This window comes from Sphingomonas mali NBRC 15500, assembly GCF_001598415.1.
In the GTDB taxonomy this organism is placed as follows: domain Bacteria; phylum Pseudomonadota; class Alphaproteobacteria; order Sphingomonadales; family Sphingomonadaceae; genus Sphingomonas; species Sphingomonas mali.
Map to the genome: position 1 here is coordinate 1 of NZ_BCYX01000067.1, position 14518 is coordinate 14518.

General features: G+C 66.4%; 15 protein-coding genes. 11 read left to right on the plus strand and 4 right to left on the minus strand.

Translation table 11 applies throughout. The features are described from left to right. The first annotated feature begins 236 nt into the window (after positions 1–236). Entirely contained in the window at positions 237–410 is a 174-nt protein-coding gene (locus tag SMA01S_RS24915; RefSeq protein WP_169804295.1) for a hypothetical protein, read from the plus strand. A 6-nt stretch (positions 411–416) separates the two neighbouring features. Here SMA01S_RS24915 and murI read toward each other — a convergent pair whose 3' ends face one another. Continuing rightward, the gene (gene murI / locus SMA01S_RS22855; RefSeq protein WP_066827687.1) at positions 417–1208 is read right to left on the minus strand and encodes a glutamate racemase; all 792 of its coding nucleotides are present in this window, start codon (positions 1206–1208) and stop codon (positions 417–419) included. A 97-nt stretch (positions 1209–1305) separates the two neighbouring features. Here murI and plsY point away from each other — a divergent pair, with 97 nt between their 5' ends. The 5 genes from plsY to topA all read left to right on the plus strand — a co-directional run bounded on the left by plsY (position 1306) and on the right by topA (position 6701). Further along, entirely contained in the window at positions 1306–1914 is a 609-nt protein-coding gene (gene plsY, locus SMA01S_RS22860) for a glycerol-3-phosphate 1-O-acyltransferase PlsY (protein ID WP_066827689.1), read from the plus strand. Beyond that, positions 1907–2986, plus strand: a complete 1080-nt coding sequence (dprA, locus tag SMA01S_RS22865; RefSeq protein WP_066827690.1) for a DNA-processing protein DprA — start codon at positions 1907–1909, stop codon at positions 2984–2986. The genes plsY and dprA overlap by 8 nt, the downstream gene beginning before the upstream one ends. Before the next feature lie 69 nt (positions 2987–3055). Then, positions 3056–3727 carry a hypothetical protein gene (locus SMA01S_RS22870; RefSeq protein WP_066827692.1) on the plus strand — a complete coding sequence of 224 codons (672 nt, stop codon included), beginning with the start codon at positions 3056–3058 and terminating at the stop codon, positions 3725–3727. Then, the gene (locus tag SMA01S_RS22875; protein ID WP_066827693.1) at positions 3724–4098 is read left to right on the plus strand and encodes a hypothetical protein; all 375 of its coding nucleotides are present in this window, start codon (positions 3724–3726) and stop codon (positions 4096–4098) included. The genes SMA01S_RS22870 and SMA01S_RS22875 overlap by 4 nt, the downstream gene beginning before the upstream one ends. A gap of 59 nt (positions 4099–4157) precedes the next feature. Continuing rightward, positions 4158–6701, plus strand: a complete 2544-nt coding sequence (gene topA, locus SMA01S_RS22880) for a type I DNA topoisomerase (protein ID WP_066827694.1) — start codon at positions 4158–4160, stop codon at positions 6699–6701. A gap of 109 nt (positions 6702–6810) precedes the next feature. On the opposite strand, the gene SMA01S_RS22885 is transcribed toward topA, so the two are convergent. Then, on the minus strand, positions 6811–7110 hold the full coding sequence (locus tag SMA01S_RS22885) for an SEL1-like repeat protein (RefSeq protein WP_066827695.1): 300 nt from the start codon (positions 7108–7110) through the stop codon (positions 6811–6813). Between the two features lie 258 nt (positions 7111–7368). After that, positions 7369–8205 carry a pantoate--beta-alanine ligase gene (gene panC, locus SMA01S_RS22890; protein ID WP_066827696.1) on the minus strand — a complete coding sequence of 279 codons (837 nt, stop codon included), beginning with the start codon at positions 8203–8205 and terminating at the stop codon, positions 7369–7371. A 98-nt stretch (positions 8206–8303) separates the two neighbouring features. Between panC and SMA01S_RS22895 the strand changes: the two genes are divergently transcribed. The 4 genes from SMA01S_RS22895 to SMA01S_RS22910 all read left to right on the plus strand — a co-directional run bounded on the left by SMA01S_RS22895 (position 8304) and on the right by SMA01S_RS22910 (position 11741). Beyond that, positions 8304–9071 carry a division plane positioning ATPase MipZ gene (locus tag SMA01S_RS22895; RefSeq protein ID WP_066827697.1) on the plus strand — a complete coding sequence of 256 codons (768 nt, stop codon included), beginning with the start codon at positions 8304–8306 and terminating at the stop codon, positions 9069–9071. A 2-nt stretch (positions 9072–9073) separates the two neighbouring features. Beyond that, the gene (locus SMA01S_RS22900) at positions 9074–9367 is read left to right on the plus strand and encodes a J domain-containing protein (protein ID WP_066827698.1); all 294 of its coding nucleotides are present in this window, start codon (positions 9074–9076) and stop codon (positions 9365–9367) included. Positions 9368–9419: 52 nt separating this feature from the next. Next, positions 9420–10802, plus strand: coding sequence for a phosphoglucomutase/phosphomannomutase PgmG (gene pgmG, locus SMA01S_RS22905; RefSeq protein WP_066827699.1), 1383 nt, complete (start codon positions 9420–9422; stop codon positions 10800–10802). A gap of 183 nt (positions 10803–10985) precedes the next feature. Further along, positions 10986–11741 (plus strand): exonuclease domain-containing protein, encoded by a 756-nt coding sequence (locus SMA01S_RS22910; RefSeq protein ID WP_066827701.1) that lies wholly within the window; start codon positions 10986–10988, stop codon positions 11739–11741. Between the two features lie 4 nt (positions 11742–11745). Here SMA01S_RS22910 and glmM read toward each other — a convergent pair whose 3' ends face one another. Beyond that, a complete protein-coding gene (gene glmM / locus SMA01S_RS22915; RefSeq protein ID WP_066827706.1) occupies positions 11746–13086 on the minus strand; it encodes a phosphoglucosamine mutase in 1341 nt (446 codons plus the stop codon). Between the two features lie 69 nt (positions 13087–13155). On the opposite strand from glmM, the gene SMA01S_RS22920 reads away from it, so the two are divergent. Continuing rightward, positions 13156–14433: a dicarboxylate/amino acid:cation symporter gene (locus SMA01S_RS22920; RefSeq protein ID WP_066827708.1), complete on the plus strand. Its 1278-nt coding sequence runs from the start codon at positions 13156–13158 to the stop codon at positions 14431–14433. The last annotated feature ends 85 nt before the right edge of the window (positions 14434–14518 follow it).

The following is a 14518-nucleotide window of genomic DNA, read 5'->3' on the forward strand; positions in this document are numbered from 1 at the left end:
CCCGCGAATAATCGACGGGCCGCGCGGTGGAATCGCTCATGAAATGCGCCAATAACGTGGGTTTCGCCGATTTTCCATGGGTAAGACGTGCAAAAGCTGCAATCGCGACGCTGCTTTGCGTCAACGCAAGTGTCGCATTGGCGTGGTATGGAGTGAGTCGTCGCCGGCATTTGCGGTTCGAACAGAGCCGACGATTGAGAGCGGGAACGCTCCCGCTCGCATTATCGGAGCTTGCGATGTCCGATCAGATCGGCCCCAGGGGCCAGGATACAGATTATCTCGCCCGGCGCGAAGCCCAGGAACGGACGGCCGCGGAGCAGTCCGCCGATCCCTCCGCGCGCCACGCTCACCAGATGCTGGCCGAGCAATATGCCCGGCGATTGTGCGCGCCGCCGGCCCGGGCGGGCTGAAGCGGGTTAAAGCGACTCGGCGCGGTTGATGCCGTAGCGTGCCAGCGCCGAGGCGAGGTGGCGTTCGGCATCGCCGAACCGGGTGAAGACCGCGCGGTGCAGCGGCGTTTCGGGCCAGTCCTGCCCTTCGGTAAGGTGTGCGACTCGCCGCGCGATCCCGGGTGCGCCGTCGACGAAGTGTACCGGATGCGGCGCGGCCTCGGCGAGTTCGTCGCTGACCAGCGGGAAATGCGTGCAGGCATTGACCACGACATCGATGCGGTCGCCCCCGGGCTGGTCGAACAGCCCGGCGATCGCCGCGCGATAGTCGGCGATCGGCCGCGCTTCGCCGTGGAGCTTGGCTTCGGCGAGTTCGACCAACGCGGCCGAGCCGTGGCGCAAGACGGTGCAATCGCCGGCGAAGCGCGCGGCGAGATCGTCGACATAAGGCTGGCGGACCGTTGCGTCGGTGCCGAGCACGCCGATCACGCGGGTCTTGCTGATCTCAGCCGCAGGCTTGATCGCCGGCACGGTGCCGACGATCGGCAAGTCGAGCGCGGCGCGCACCGCGCCGAGTGCGATCGTCGAGGCGGTGTTGCACGCGATCACGATCAGCCGCGGATCATAGCGTTCGGCCAGCCGCCCAAGCAGCGCCGGCACGCGCGCGGCTATCTCCAGCTCGCTCTTGGTGCCGTAGGGAAATCCCGCCGAATCGGCGACATAGACCAAGGGCGCCGAGGGCAGCACCGCCTGAACCGCGGCGAGCACCGACAGGCCGCCGACGCCCGAATCGAATAACAACAACGGCCGATCATTCATGCGCAGCGTCTCTAGGGGGATGCATCCGTAATGATCAAGATAAGTGGCGCCCGCCAACACGCTAGCTTATGTATCGCCGCGATAGGGGAGCGTTCACGTGGCGACGGAATATCTGTGGGCAGCGCCGGCCGGCGCCGTGCTGCTCGGTTACCTTCTCGGGTCGATCCCGTTCGGTGTCATCCTGACCCGAGCGTTCGGTGCCGGCGACCTTCGGCAGATCGGATCGGGCAATATCGGCGCGACCAACGTCTTGCGGACGGGGCGAAAGGGCCTGGCCGCCGCGACCTTGTTGCTCGATCTCGCCAAGGGCGCCGCCGCGGTGCTGATCGCCGGCTGGCTGTTCCATGGCCATCAGATTCCCGCCGCCGCGGCCGCGTTCATCGGCCATTGCTATCCCGTCTGGCTGAAATTTCGGGGCGGCAAGGGCGTCGCGACGATGATGGGAATCGTGCTGGCGCTCCATTGGCCGATCGGCCTCGTCTATGCTGTGGTCTGGCTGGGGCTGCTCGCGGCGATCCGCATCTCGGCGGTCGCGGGCATGGCCGCCGCGATCTCGGCGCCGATCGCCGCCGCGGTGCTGGGCACTTTCGACCTGGTATTCCTGCTGGTCGCGCTCGCGCTGATCGTGCTGTGGAAGCATCGCGAGAATATCGAACGGCTGATCCAGGGCAGGGAGCCTCGGATCGGCGCCAAGAAGGATGGCTGATCCGCGTATCGCGCGGCTGCGGCTGATCCGCACGCCGACGATCGGCCCCGTCACTTACCGCCAGTTGCTCGCACGGTTCGGCAGCGCCGAGCGCGCGATCGAGGCACTGCCCGATCTCGCCGCGCGGGGTGGCGGCAAGGCGCCCCGAATCGCCGAGGCGGGCGCGGTCGAGCGCGAGATCGCCCAGGTCGAGAAGCTTGGCGCGCGCTATCTGTTCATCGACGATATGGATTATCCCTCGCTGCTCGCCGAGCTCGACAATGCGCCGGCGGCGATGACGATCAGGGGCGATACCGCGCTGTTCGCGCGCACCAGCGTCGCGATGGTCGGCGCGCGCAACGCCTCCGCCGCCGCCTGCCGCTTCGCGCGCGGGCTGGCGGTCGAGCTCGGGCGCGAGGGCGTGGTCATCGTCTCCGGACTGGCGCGCGGGCTCGACACCGCGGCGCACCAGGGATCGCTGGCGACGGGCACGATCGGGGTGATCGCGAGCGGAATCGACATTGCCTTCCCGCCCGAAAATCGCGCGCTGCAGGATCAAGTGGCGGAGCGCGGCTTGCTGATCGCCGAGCAGCCGCCGGGAAGCGAGCCGCTGGCGCGCAATTTCCCGCACCGCAACCGCGTCATCGCCGGGCTGTCGACCGGAACCGTGGTGGTCGAGGCGGCGCCGCGATCGGGATCGTTGATCACCGCGCGGCTGGCGGCGGAAGCGGGACGTGACGTCATGGCGGTACCCGGCAGCCCGCTCGAACCGCGCGCCCAGGGCTGCAATTTGCTGATTCGCGAGGGCGCGACCCTGGTCCAGTCGGCGGCCGACATATTGGAGACGATCCGCCCGATCGACCCGCGCATGGTGCGCGCGCCGACCAGCCCGTTCGATGGTCGCCCGAGCGGTGAGCCAGGCGACGCCGAGCGCCACGCGCTGATCGGCTTGCTGGGCCCGGTGCCGGTCGCGATCGACGAACTGATCCGGCAATCGGGATTACCGCCCGCGACGGTCGCGCTGATCCTGCTCGAACTCGAATTGGCGGGCCGGATCGAGCGCCATGCGGGCGGGCGGGTTTCGCTAGTGTGAACTGCACCCGTCAACTTGCCCCGCAGCTAGCCGGGCGGCAAAGAGGATCCGTAAAGATCGGGGGGGTGGATGGAACGTAAACTGTCGCCTGGCGAGGTAACGAGCGCCGTCTTCTCCCTGCTTGCCCGCGACGCGCTTGTCGCACTCGGCACTATCGTCGCCCTCGCCGCAATGGTCATGGTGTTCGACAGAATCGTTCCGCCTTATGGCGCCAATTTCGTCGGCATCCCCATATCCATCGTAGCTTTCTTCGCGACTCGTCGATTAATCGCGCGCCAAGGAGTGCAATCAGCCCGGCGCGCGGGTTCGATCGTGTGGTTCGTGCTGTGTTCGCTCGTCAGCAGCTTGGGTATCGTCCTGGGATTCTTCTTCCTCGTCCTGCCGGGACTATACATTTGCGTACGCTGGTTGATGGCCGGAGCGGCGTTAGTTGCCGAAGATCTCGGCCCCTTCGCTGCGCTGGGCAGGAGCTGGGAAGCAACGCGGGACCATGTGGTTCCGATCACGCTGGCGCTGCTGCTGATCTTCGTTCCCGCCATTGTAGCAATGGCGGTCATGGTTACCGCCGGTTTCGTTGCGGGCCAACGCGGTACCTACGATCCGACGATCGTCAACACCGTGATGGTGGTCGGAAATCTGCTGGTTTATGCAAGCGCGGTGGCTTGCTGGTATCTGGCGGTCGCACTGTATCAACTGCTCGCTGCCCCCGCCGAAACCGGTTTGGACGAGGTCTTCGCATGACTCCGAAAGCCGCCCGCTGGCTGTTCCGTGGGGCCGCGATCTACGGTCTGATCATCCTGTTGCCGCTCTATTTCCTGGAAAAGACCGTCGCCGCGCCCGCCGCCGCGCTTGCCCATCCCGAATATTATTACGGTTTCGTCGGGGCGGCGGCGGCATGGCAACTGATCTACTGGACCATCGGCGGCGACCCGCTGCGCTATCGGGCGTTCATGCCGCTGGGCGTGATCGCCAAACTGGGTTTCTGGGTGCCAGTGTTGCTGCTGTGGTTGAATGGGCGTACCCCGACCTCCACCTTTGCGGTGACGAACATCGACCTCATCCTGGGGATCGCCTTCTTGCTCGCCTGGCGGACGCTCAAGCCGCCCGCTTGACGGTACCAGCCAGCGCTCCCCATTCTCGCGCGTACACGTAAGGACCGCTTTTCACAGCCATGCAGCTTGTCATCGTCGAATCGCCCGCCAAGGCGAAAACCATCGAGAAATATCTGGGCAGCGATTATCGCGTTCTCGCGAGCTACGGCCATGTCCGCGACTTGCCGCCCAAGGACGGATCGGTCGATCCCGAAGCCGGCTTCGCGATGGATTGGGAAAATTACGCCGACAAGGCGAAGCAGCTCAAGGCGATCACTGACGAGGCCAAGAAGGCCGATCGCCTGATCCTGGCGACCGACCCCGATCGCGAGGGCGAGGCGATTTCGTGGCACGTCCAGGAAGTGCTGCGCAACCGCAAGGCGCTGCCCAAGCAGGTCGAGCGCGTCACCTTCAACGCGATCACCAAGGCGACCGTCACCGAGGCGATGAAGCATCCGCGCCAGCTCGACGAGGATCTGATCGACGCCTATCGCGCCCGCCGCGCACTCGATTATCTGGTCGGCTTCACGCTGTCGCCGGTGCTGTGGCGCAAGCTGCCCGGCGCCAAATCGGCCGGCCGCGTCCAGTCGGTCGCGCTGCGCCTGATCGTCGATCGCGAGCGCGAGATCGAAGCGTTCGTCAGCCAGGAATATTGGTCGGTCGCCGCCACCTTGGAGCAGGACGGTACGCCGTTCACCGCGCGGCTGATCAAGTGGAATGGCGAGAAGCTCGACCGCCTGTCGATCGGCAAGGAAGGCGATGCGCTCAAGGCGAAAGCCGACGTCGAGAACGGCCGCTTCACCGTCCAGTCGGTCGAGACCAAGCCGGCGTCGCGCAACCCGCCGCCGCCGTTCACCACCTCGACCCTGCAACAGGAAGCCGCGCGCAAGCTGGGCTTCTCGGCCAGTCACACGATGCGGATCGCGCAGGCGCTCTACGAGGATGGCGCGATCACCTATATGCGGACCGACGGCGTCCAGATGGACGGCAGCGCCATCTCCGCCGCGCGCAAGGCGATCACCGAGCGCTATGCCGCCAATTATGTCCCCGACAAGCCGCGCCAGTACCAGACCAAGGCCAAGAACGCGCAGGAAGCGCACGAGGCGATCCGCCCGACCGATTTCGGCCGCGACCATGCCGGGTCGGGCGATCATGCCCGGCTGTACGAGCTGATCTGGAAGCGCGCGATGGCGAGCCAGATGGCCTCCGCCCAGATGGAGCGGACGACGATCGACCTGGCCGACGGCACCGGCCGCCATGGGCTGCGCGCGACCGGGCAGGTCGTGCTCTTCCCCGGCTATCTGGCACTCTACGAGGAAGGCCGCGACGACGAAGGCGACGAGGAATCGCGCCGCCTGCCGCGCCTGCGCGACGGCGACGTGCCGGCCAAGCGCGACGTCAGCGCCGAGCAGCATTTCACCCAGCCGCCGCCGCGCTTCTCCGAAGCAAGTCTGGTCAAGCGGCTCGAGGAGCTCGGCATCGGTCGCCCCTCGACCTATGCCTCGATCATCCAGACGCTCAAGGACCGCGATTACGTGCGGGTCGAGAAGAACCGCTTCTTCGCCGAGGAATCGGGCCGGCTGGTGACCGCGTTCCTCGAACGCTTTTTCGAGAAATATGTCAGCTTCGACTTCACTGCGGGGCTGGAGGACGAGCTCGACGAGATTTCGGGCGGCCGCGCGCAATGGCAGAAGGTGCTCGAGGCATTCTGGCGCGACTTCAAGCCGCGCACCGCCGAGGTGATGGAGTTCAAGCCGTCCGAAGTGACGCAACAGCTCGACCAGTTCCTCGCGCCCTATCTGTTCCCCGACAAGGCCGATGGCGGCGATCCGCGGCTATGCCCCAATTGCGGGCTGGGCCAATTGTCGCTGCGCGGCGGGCGGTTCGGCGCGTTCATCGCCTGCTCGAATTACCCCGAGTGCAAATATACCCGCCGCTTCGCCCAGGCGGGCGCTGCGGACGGCGAGGATACGGGCCCCGAATCGCTGGGCAAGGATCCCGAGACGGGGCTGGAGGTCGAGCGCAAAGCGGGCCGGTTCGGGCCGTACATCCAGCTGGGCGAAGGCAAGGACGCCAAGCGCGCGTCGATTCCCAAGGATATCGAGCTCGATCTCGACTGGGCCCTGAAGCTGCTGAGCCTGCCGCGCGAGATCGGTGCGCATCCCGAGACCGGCAACATGATCACCGCGTCGATCGGCCGTTATGGCCCCTATCTGGCGCATGACGGCAAATATGCCCGGCTGCAGTCGACCGCCGAAGTGTTCGAGACGGGCATGAACGCGGCGGTGGTCAAATTGGCCGAGGCGGCGGCGAATGGCGGCCGTCCGGCACGCGGATCGCGCGAGCCGTTGAAGGTGCTCGGCAAACATCCGCGCACCGAGCTGGAAATCAAGCTGATGGAAGGGCGCTATGGCGCATATGTCACCGACGGCACGACCAACGCGACCTTGCCCAAGACGATCGACAAGGATCAGCTGACGCTGGAGGAAGCGGCGCAATTGATCGACACGCGGGCGGCCGCGGCACCGGCCGGCGGCAAGGGGAAGCGCGGGGCGAAAAAGGCGCCGGCGAAGAAAGCTGCCGCGAAGAAGGCACCGGCGAAAAAGAAGGTCGCGGCAAAATAATCGTCACCCCGGACTCGTTCCGGGGTCCAACCCTCCACAACGGAATCCTTCCGTTGTTGCACCTTGGATGCCGGAACGAGTCCGGCATGACGGTGGAGAGCGAAAGGTCTTAAGCCGCCCGGCTGCTCGTTTCGCTCAGCCACGACCGGGCGCGGTTCTGCGCCTCGGCGATCTCGCGCGCGGTCATCTCGTCGGCCACTTCGGCGCGGCAATAGCGCGCGCCTTCATGGCCGCCGCGCGACGCGGCGAGGTTGAACCATTTGTGCGCCTCGACCAGGTCGAGATCGACGCCGTTCGCGCCGGTCGAATAATCGACGCCGAGATCGTAGCATGCGTCCCAATCGCCGCGCGCGGCGTCGCTCAGCCGGCTCTCGATCAGAAACTGTGCGGTCTTCAGGCTGCTGCCCATGTCTGCCAACCCCTTTTCCCTTTGGCTGGGTTACCTTGGGGGGCGAGCCGTCAACAAATGGTTAACGCGATTTAACCACGAAAATCAGGGCGTTGTTTGGTTCGGCTATGCCGAACGCGCGGTACCGGCCCCGCATCAGGTGGACAGCGCCCCGCGCTGTCCAGGTCATGCCGGGGGCATGACCGTCCCTATGCGCCCACCCGACCGCCCATAGAATACGCTGCTGGGCGGTCGGGTGGGGGAGCGGGCCGGTACCGATTACAAAGACGCCGCTATGTCGAGATTGTCGATCAATCGGGTCGTGCCGAGTCGCGCGGCGGCGAGCAGGCGGCGGGATTTGCCCGGCTGCGGCTCTCCCAAGGTCGCGGCGTCGACCAGCGCGACATAGTCGGTGACGAAGCCCGCCTCGGCCAGCGATGCCAGGGCGGCGTCAATCGCGCCCGGCTCTTGCGCTTCGATCGCGCGCTTCGCCTCGGCCAGCGCGCGCGGCAGCGCCACCGCCCGCGTCCGCTCGTCGGGCGAGAGGTAGATGTTGCGCGATGACAAAGCGAGCCCGTCCGCCTCGCGCACCGTCGGCACCCCGACAATCTCCAGCCCCATATCGAGATCGGCGACCATGCGCCGGATCACCGCCAGCTGCTGGAAGTCCTTTTCGCCGAAGAACGCGGTGTCGGGGCGCACCTGGTTGAACAATTTGGCCACCACCGTCGCTACGCCGTCGAAATGGCCAGGGCGCGCGGCGCCGTCGAGCCCGTCACTGACTCCCGACACCGACACGTTGGTGGCGAAGCCCGCCGGGTACATGTCCTCGACTCCCGGCATCCACAACAGATCGCAGCCATGGGCGATCAACAACGCCTTGTCGGCTTCGGCCGGGCGCGGATAGCGCGACAAATCCTCGTTCGGCCCGAATTGCTTGGGATTGACGAAGATCGACGCGATCACCTTCGCCCCCGTCGCTCGCGCGGCATCGACCAGCGCCATATGCCCGGCATGGAGCGCGCCCATCGTCGGGACCAGCGCGAGCCGCGCGCCGTCGCCGCGCAGGTCGGCGACCGCGCGTCTCAAATCGGGCAAGTGATGGACAATTTGCATGGGACTTGTCGCTTCGATAGACGAGGGTTCGCCTGTAAGAGGCGCGGGGCATCTCAGGCAACCAGGGTCTTTACGTGGCGGACGCCAGCAAACCACATATGATCGTCTTCGCCAACGAAAAGGGCGGGACCGGCAAATCGACCACCGCGGTCCATGTCGCGATCGCGCTGCAGGCGCGCGGCGCGCGTGTCGCGGCGTTCGATCTCGACCATCGCCAGCGCACCATGGCGCGCTATTTCGAGAATCGCGTCGCCACCGCCAAGCGCACCAGCCGCGAGCTGCCGACGCCCGCCTTTGCCGCGCATGACGGCGAGAGCCTGGAATATTTCGACGATACGCTCGGCCGACTGTGCAGCGACACCGACTTCGTGGTGATCGACACGCCCGGCCGCGACGACCGTTTCGGGCGGCTGGCGGCGAGCCGCGCCGACACGTTGGTCACGCCGATGAACGACAGCTTCGTCGATTTCGACCTGATCGGCCAGGTCGATCCCGACACCTACAAGGTTACACGGCCAAGCTTCTACGCCGAACTGATCTGGGATGCGCGCAAGGCCCGCGCCAAGGCCGATGGCGTGGCGATCGACTGGGTCGTGCTCAGGAACCGCCTCCAGCATATCGAGGCGCGCAACATGCGCCGCGTGTCCGAGGCGCTCGACCAGCTCGCCAAGCGCGTGGGGTTCCGCATCATCCCCGGTCTGGGCGAACGCGTCATCTATCGCGAATTGTTCCCCAAGGGGCTGACGATGATCGACAGCCGCGATTTCGGCGAAATGGGCCTGGCGCATGTCGCCGCGCGGCAGGAATTGCGCGAGATGATGGCGGCATTGGCTCTGCCCGAGCCGGTCATGCCGCTCTTCGCCTGATCATGGCCAAGCTCCTCCTGGCGCTGGCCGTGGCCTGGTTCGGCTGGTGGCTGTGGCAAGGGCCCAAGAAGGTCTGGACCGACGGCCGCCGCAAACCACAACGCAGCGATGACGAGATCAGCGCGCTCGCCGTGCTGGGACTCGATCCCGGCGCCAGCCCCGACGAGATTCGCGTCGCGCATCGTCGCCTGCTGCGCAACGTCCATCCCGACCATGGCGGCACCGACGAGCTCGCTCGTCGCGTGAATGAGGCGCGTGACATCTTGTTGAAGCCGAGTTCAGTCCCTGGGGATTGAACTTTTTCCCTGCTCGGCGGATTGGGCGCGCATCAACCTGACGGGAGCCCCCATGACCCACCGTTTCGATCCGACCTCCTTGCGCGAATACGATATCCGCGGAGTCGTCGGCAAAACCCTGTCGACCGACGATGCCCGCGCGATCGGCCGCACCTTCGCCACGATCGTGCGCCGCGCCGGCGGCACCCGCGTCGCGGTGGGACGCGATGGCCGCATCTCGTCGCCCGCGATGGAAACCGCGCTGGTCGAGGGGCTGCTCGCCTCGGGCGTCAATGTGATCCGCACCGGCATGGGGCCGACCCCGCAGCTTTACTGGGCCGAGGCCGAGCTGGAAGTCGATGGCGGCATCCAGATCACCGGCAGCCACAATCCGGCCGAATATAACGGCTTCAAGATGGTGCTGCAGCATCTTCCGTTCTTCGGCGAGGACATTCAGAAACTCGGCCGGATGGCGGCCGAGGGCGATTGGGAGGAAGGCGAGGGCGACGTCGCCGATGCCGATATCGTCGACGATTATGTCGGCCGGCTGATGGCGGGCTATTCAGGCGGCGCCTACCGAATCGGCTGGGACGCCGGCAACGGCGCCGCGGGTCCGGTGATCGAGAAGCTGACCAAATTGCTGCCGGGCGAGCATCATTTGCTGTTCACCGAGGTCGACGGCACCTTCCCCAATCACCATCCCGACCCGACCGAAGAGAAGAACCTGGCACAGCTCAAGGCGCTGGTGGCGGAGAAGGGGCTCGATTTCGGCGTCGCGTTCGACGGCGACGGCGACCGTATCGGTGCGATCGACGGACGGGGCCGGGTGATCTGGGGCGACCAGATATTGTCGATCCTGGCCGAACCGGTGCTGAGGGAATTGCCGGGCGCGACGATCATCGCCGACGTCAAGGCGAGCCAGGCGCTGTACGACCGTATCGCCGAACTGGGCGGGCATCCGCTGATGTGGAAGACCGGGCACAGCCTGATCAAGACCAAGATGAAGGAAACCGGCGCGCCGCTGGCGGGCGAGATGTCGGGTCACATCTTCTTCGCGCACGAATTCTACGGGTTCGACGATGCGCAATATGCCGCCGTCCGGCTGATCCGCGCGGTCCACTTGATCGGCAAGTCGATGAACGAGATCAAGGACGCGATGCCGGTGATGGTCAACACCCCCGAAATGCGCTTCCAGGTCGATGAGAGCCGCAAATTCGCGGTGATCGACGAAGTGCTCGACCGGCTCGAAACCGAAGGCGCCGACGTCAACCGCACCGACGGGGCGCGGGTCACCACGCCCGACGGCTGGTGGCTGCTGCGCGCGTCGAACACGCAGGACGTGCTGGTCGCGCGCGCCGAGGCGAAGGACCAAGCGGCGCTCGACCGCCTGCTCGCGCAGATCGACGCGCAGCTGGCAGCGAGCGGGCTGGAGCGCGGGCCGCAAGCGGGGCATTGAGGTCGGCAGTAAAACTTCAATATCGTCATCCCCGCGCAAGCGGGGACCCAGCTCCCAAGCGATCGGCAAACGCACCGGTGAGGTGAGGGAAGGTGCTGGAGATGGGTCCCCGCGTTCGCGGGGATGACGGTAGGAAAGTGGCTCAAGGTGGCTTTTCCCGGCCAAAACCCCCATCTACCGCCAATGGCATCCCCCTCCATCATCCGTGTCATCGACCTCGAAACCACTGGCAACGAGCCGCCGCAGCACGGTGTGCTCGAAGTGGGCTGGCAGGACGTCGCGCTGGGTGCCGATGGCCGCTGGGAGATTTACGGCGAGGGCGGCAGCCGGATGGTCAATCCCGGCCGACCGATCCCGCCGATCACTCAGGCGATCCATCATATCCTGGACGAGCAGGTCGCCGATGCGCCCTATTGGATCGATGTCGCGCGCCCGGTGCTCGATCCCTATCCCCGCCGCATCGCGCTCGCCGCGCATCGCGCCGATTTCGAGGAGCAATTCTGCACGCCGACGCTGACCCATGGCGCCGACTGGATCTGCACGTGGAAATGCGCGCTCCGACTGTGGCCCGATAGCCCAAGCTTCTCCAACCAGGTGCTGCGTTACTGGCGCAAGCCCGAGGGGCTCGATCATGAGCGCGGCCTGCCAGCGCACCGCGCCTTTCCCGACGCCTATGTCACCGCGCACCATCTGCGCGACATGCTCAACGAGGCATCGGTCGCGCAGCTGATCGAATGGTCGAAGCAACCCGGACTGCTGCCGCGCGTGCGCTACGGCCCCGACCGCGGCAAGGAATGGAGCGAGATCGCCGAGGACAGCCTGGCCGGGTTCCTGACCGACCGCGATCCCGACGTGCGCTTCACCGCGGAGACCGAACTCGCCCGGCGCCGCGGCGGCGGCGCGGTCGGGCGCGCCAATCTGCAGGGCTTGTTGCTGTAAAGCGTTAGCCCGCCGCCACCTTCACCGCGTCGCAGATACGGTCGACCACCGCCTCGACCTGAGCGGCGTCCTCGCCCTCGGCCATCACGCGGATCACCGGTTCGGTGCCCGAGGGGCGAATCACCAGCCGGCCCTTGCCTTCGAGCTCGCCCTCGGCATCGGCGATCACTGCCTTGACGCCGGCATCGTCGAGCGGCTTGCCGCCCTTGAACCGCACGTTCTTGAGCAATTGCGGCAGCGGATCGAAGCGATGGAGCAATTCGCTCGCCGGAATCCCCGAGCGGACCAGTTCGGCGAGGATCTGCAGCGCCGCGACCAGCCCATCGCCGGTGGTGGCGTAATCCGACAGGATGATGTGCCCCGATTGCTCGCCGCCGACATTATATCCCTGGCTGCGCATCGCTTCGAGCACGTAGCGGTCGCCGACCGCGGTGCGGATCAGCTTGATCCCCTGCGCACTGAGATGGCGTTCGAGCCCAAGGTTGGACATCACCGTCGCGACCAGTCCGCCATTGCGGAGATTGCCCGCGCGTGCCCAGCCGGTCGCGATCACCGCCATCAACTGGTCGCCGTCGATCACCCGCCCGGTCTCGTCGACCACGATCAACCGGTCGGCATCGCCGTCGAGCGCGATGCCGATATGCGCGCCGCTCGCGACCACGGTTTCGCACAAGGTCTGCGGCGCGGTCGATCCGACCTGATCGTTGATGTTCTTGCCGTTCGGCGTGACGCCGATTGCGATGACCTCGGCACCCAGTTCCCACAAGGCCGAGGGCGCAACCTGGTAAGCGGCGCCATTGGCGCAATCGACTACGACCTTGAGCCCGTCGAGCGTCAGATCGTCGGGAAAGGTCGCCTTGGCGAAATGGATATAGCGCCCGCGCGCATCCTCGACGCGGCGCGCGCGGCCGATATCGGGCGCGGCGGCAAGCGCGACGTCGCCGTCGATCAGCGCCTCGATCGCCAGTTCGTCGGCGTCGGACAATTTATAGCCGTCGGGACCGAACAATTTGATGCCGTTATCGGCATAAGGGTTATGGCTGGCCGAGATCATCACGCCCAGATCGGCGCGCATCGACTTGGTCAGCATGCCGATCGCCGGGGTCGGCAGCGGTCCGAACAGGGTCACGTCCATGCCGACACTGGTGAACCCCGCGACCAGGGCGTTTTCGAGCATGTAACCCGACAGGCGCGTGTCCTTGCCGATCACCACGCGGTGCTTGTGGTCGCCGCGGACGAAATGCGCGCCGGCCGCCATGCCGACCTTCATCGCCATCACCGCGGTCATCGGCTGCATGTTGGTGAGGCCGCGAATACCGTCCGTACCGAAATATTTTCTTGCCATTCTGCCCGTTTCCGTCCGCTATCCCGCGCCAAGGCTGCCTCTTAGCGCGGCAAACAGAGAAGGGCGAGCATGAGCCAAGCATTGAGGATTCTGATCTCGCTGGTAGCCGGGCTGGCATTGGGCATCGCGCTCGCCAATTGGGCGCCCGACGCCGGCGGCTGGGTGCTCGTCTTCACCAAGCGGATCGGCGGTGCCTGGCTGCACGGGCTGCAGATGGTGATCGTGCCGCTGGTCGTGGCGCTGCTGGTGATCGGCATCGCCGCCTCGGCCGAGGCCGCGCGTGCAGGCAAGATCGCCGGGCGCGCGCTGATCTTCTTCGTCGTCATCCTGTGGTTCAACACGATCATGTCGGCGCTGCTGACGCCGCTGCTGCTCAAGCTGTTCCCGCTCCGCCCCGATTGGGCCGCGGCGCTCAGGGCTTCGCTGTCGAGCGCCAAGACCGCCGGCCAGGTGCCGACGCTCGGCGATTTCTTCGACAAGATCGTGCCGACCAACATCATCGACGCGGCCGCGACCGACGCTTTCCTGCCGCTGACCGTGTTCGCGATGGTGTTCGCCTTCGCCATCACGCGGTTGCAGCCCGATCGCCGCAAGCTGATGGTCGATCTGTTCCAGGCGATCGCCGACGCGATGATCGTCGTGATCGGCTGGGTGCTGGTGCTCGCCCCGCTCGGCGTGTTCTGCCTGGCGTTCGGGGTGGGGATGGAGACGGGCGCGGCCGCGTTCGGCGCGCTGGCGCATTATGTCGCAATCGTCTCGACGCTCGGCATCCTGGTGCTGCTGTCGGCCTATCCGATCGCGGCGATCGGCGCACGCGTGAGCATCGGGCGTTTCGCCCGCGCCGTGCTGCCGAGCCAGATCGTCGCGATCAGCACCTCGTCCTCGCTCGCCTCGCTGCCGACCATGCTCAGGTCGAGCGAGGCGATCGGCGCGCCGGCGCGGGTGTCGGGCATTGTCCTGCCGATCGCGGTCGCGGTGTTCCGCGCGACCAGCCCGGCGATGAACCTGGCCGTCGCCCTCTATGTCGCGCATCTGACCGGCACGCCGATCGGCCCCGGCCAGCTCGCCGCCGGCGTGGTCACCGCCGCGATCACGACGATGGGATCGGTGTCGTTGCCGGGTACGATCAGCTTCTTCGCCTCGGTCGCGCCGGTCGCGGTAGCGATGGGGGTGCCGCTCGAAGCACTCGGCCTATTGGTTGCGGTCGAGACGGTGCCCGACTTGTTCCGGACATTGGGCAACGTGACGATGGACGTCGCGGTCACGGGCACCATCGCGGTGCGGAGCGGGATCACGACGGAGGGCGAGGGCGAAACCGACCGCATGCTGGAAGAGTTGCCTGGTTAGCTCCCTCTCCCCTTGTGGGAGAGGGAAGGGGCCCGCTCGCGCAGCGAGTGGGAAGGGTGAGGGGGGCTCACGGGCCACGCAGCTT

Bases quoted from the DNA above. Each gene is read 5' to 3' on its own strand.
- SMA01S_RS24915 (WP_169804295.1), top strand. From the start codon at position 237: ATGTCCGATCAGATCGGCCCCAGGGGCCAGGATACAGATTATCTCGCC.
- murI (WP_066827687.1), bottom strand. From the start codon at position 1,208: ATGAATGATCGGCCGTTGTTGTTATTCGATTCGGGCGTCGGCGGCCTG.
- dprA (WP_066827690.1), top strand. From the start codon at position 1,907: ATGGCTGATCCGCGTATCGCGCGGCTGCGGCTGATCCGCACGCCGACG.
- SMA01S_RS22870 (WP_066827692.1), top strand. From the start codon at position 3,056: ATGGAACGTAAACTGTCGCCTGGCGAGGTAACGAGCGCCGTCTTCTCC.
- SMA01S_RS22875 (WP_066827693.1), top strand. From the start codon at position 3,724: ATGACTCCGAAAGCCGCCCGCTGGCTGTTCCGTGGGGCCGCGATCTAC.
- topA (WP_066827694.1), top strand. From the start codon at position 4,158: ATGCAGCTTGTCATCGTCGAATCGCCCGCCAAGGCGAAAACCATCGAG.
- SMA01S_RS22885 (WP_066827695.1), bottom strand. From the start codon at position 7,110: ATGGGCAGCAGCCTGAAGACCGCACAGTTTCTGATCGAGAGCCGGCTG.
- panC (WP_066827696.1), bottom strand. From the start codon at position 8,205: ATGCAAATTGTCCATCACTTGCCCGATTTGAGACGCGCGGTCGCCGAC.
- SMA01S_RS22895 (WP_066827697.1), top strand. From the start codon at position 8,304: ATGATCGTCTTCGCCAACGAAAAGGGCGGGACCGGCAAATCGACCACC.
- SMA01S_RS22900 (WP_066827698.1), top strand. From the start codon at position 9,074: ATGGCCAAGCTCCTCCTGGCGCTGGCCGTGGCCTGGTTCGGCTGGTGG.
- pgmG (WP_066827699.1), top strand. From the start codon at position 9,420: ATGACCCACCGTTTCGATCCGACCTCCTTGCGCGAATACGATATCCGC.
- SMA01S_RS22910 (WP_066827701.1), top strand. From the start codon at position 10,986: ATGGCATCCCCCTCCATCATCCGTGTCATCGACCTCGAAACCACTGGC.
- glmM (WP_066827706.1), bottom strand. From the start codon at position 13,086: ATGGCAAGAAAATATTTCGGTACGGACGGTATTCGCGGCCTCACCAAC.
- SMA01S_RS22920 (WP_066827708.1), top strand. From the start codon at position 13,156: ATGAGCCAAGCATTGAGGATTCTGATCTCGCTGGTAGCCGGGCTGGCA.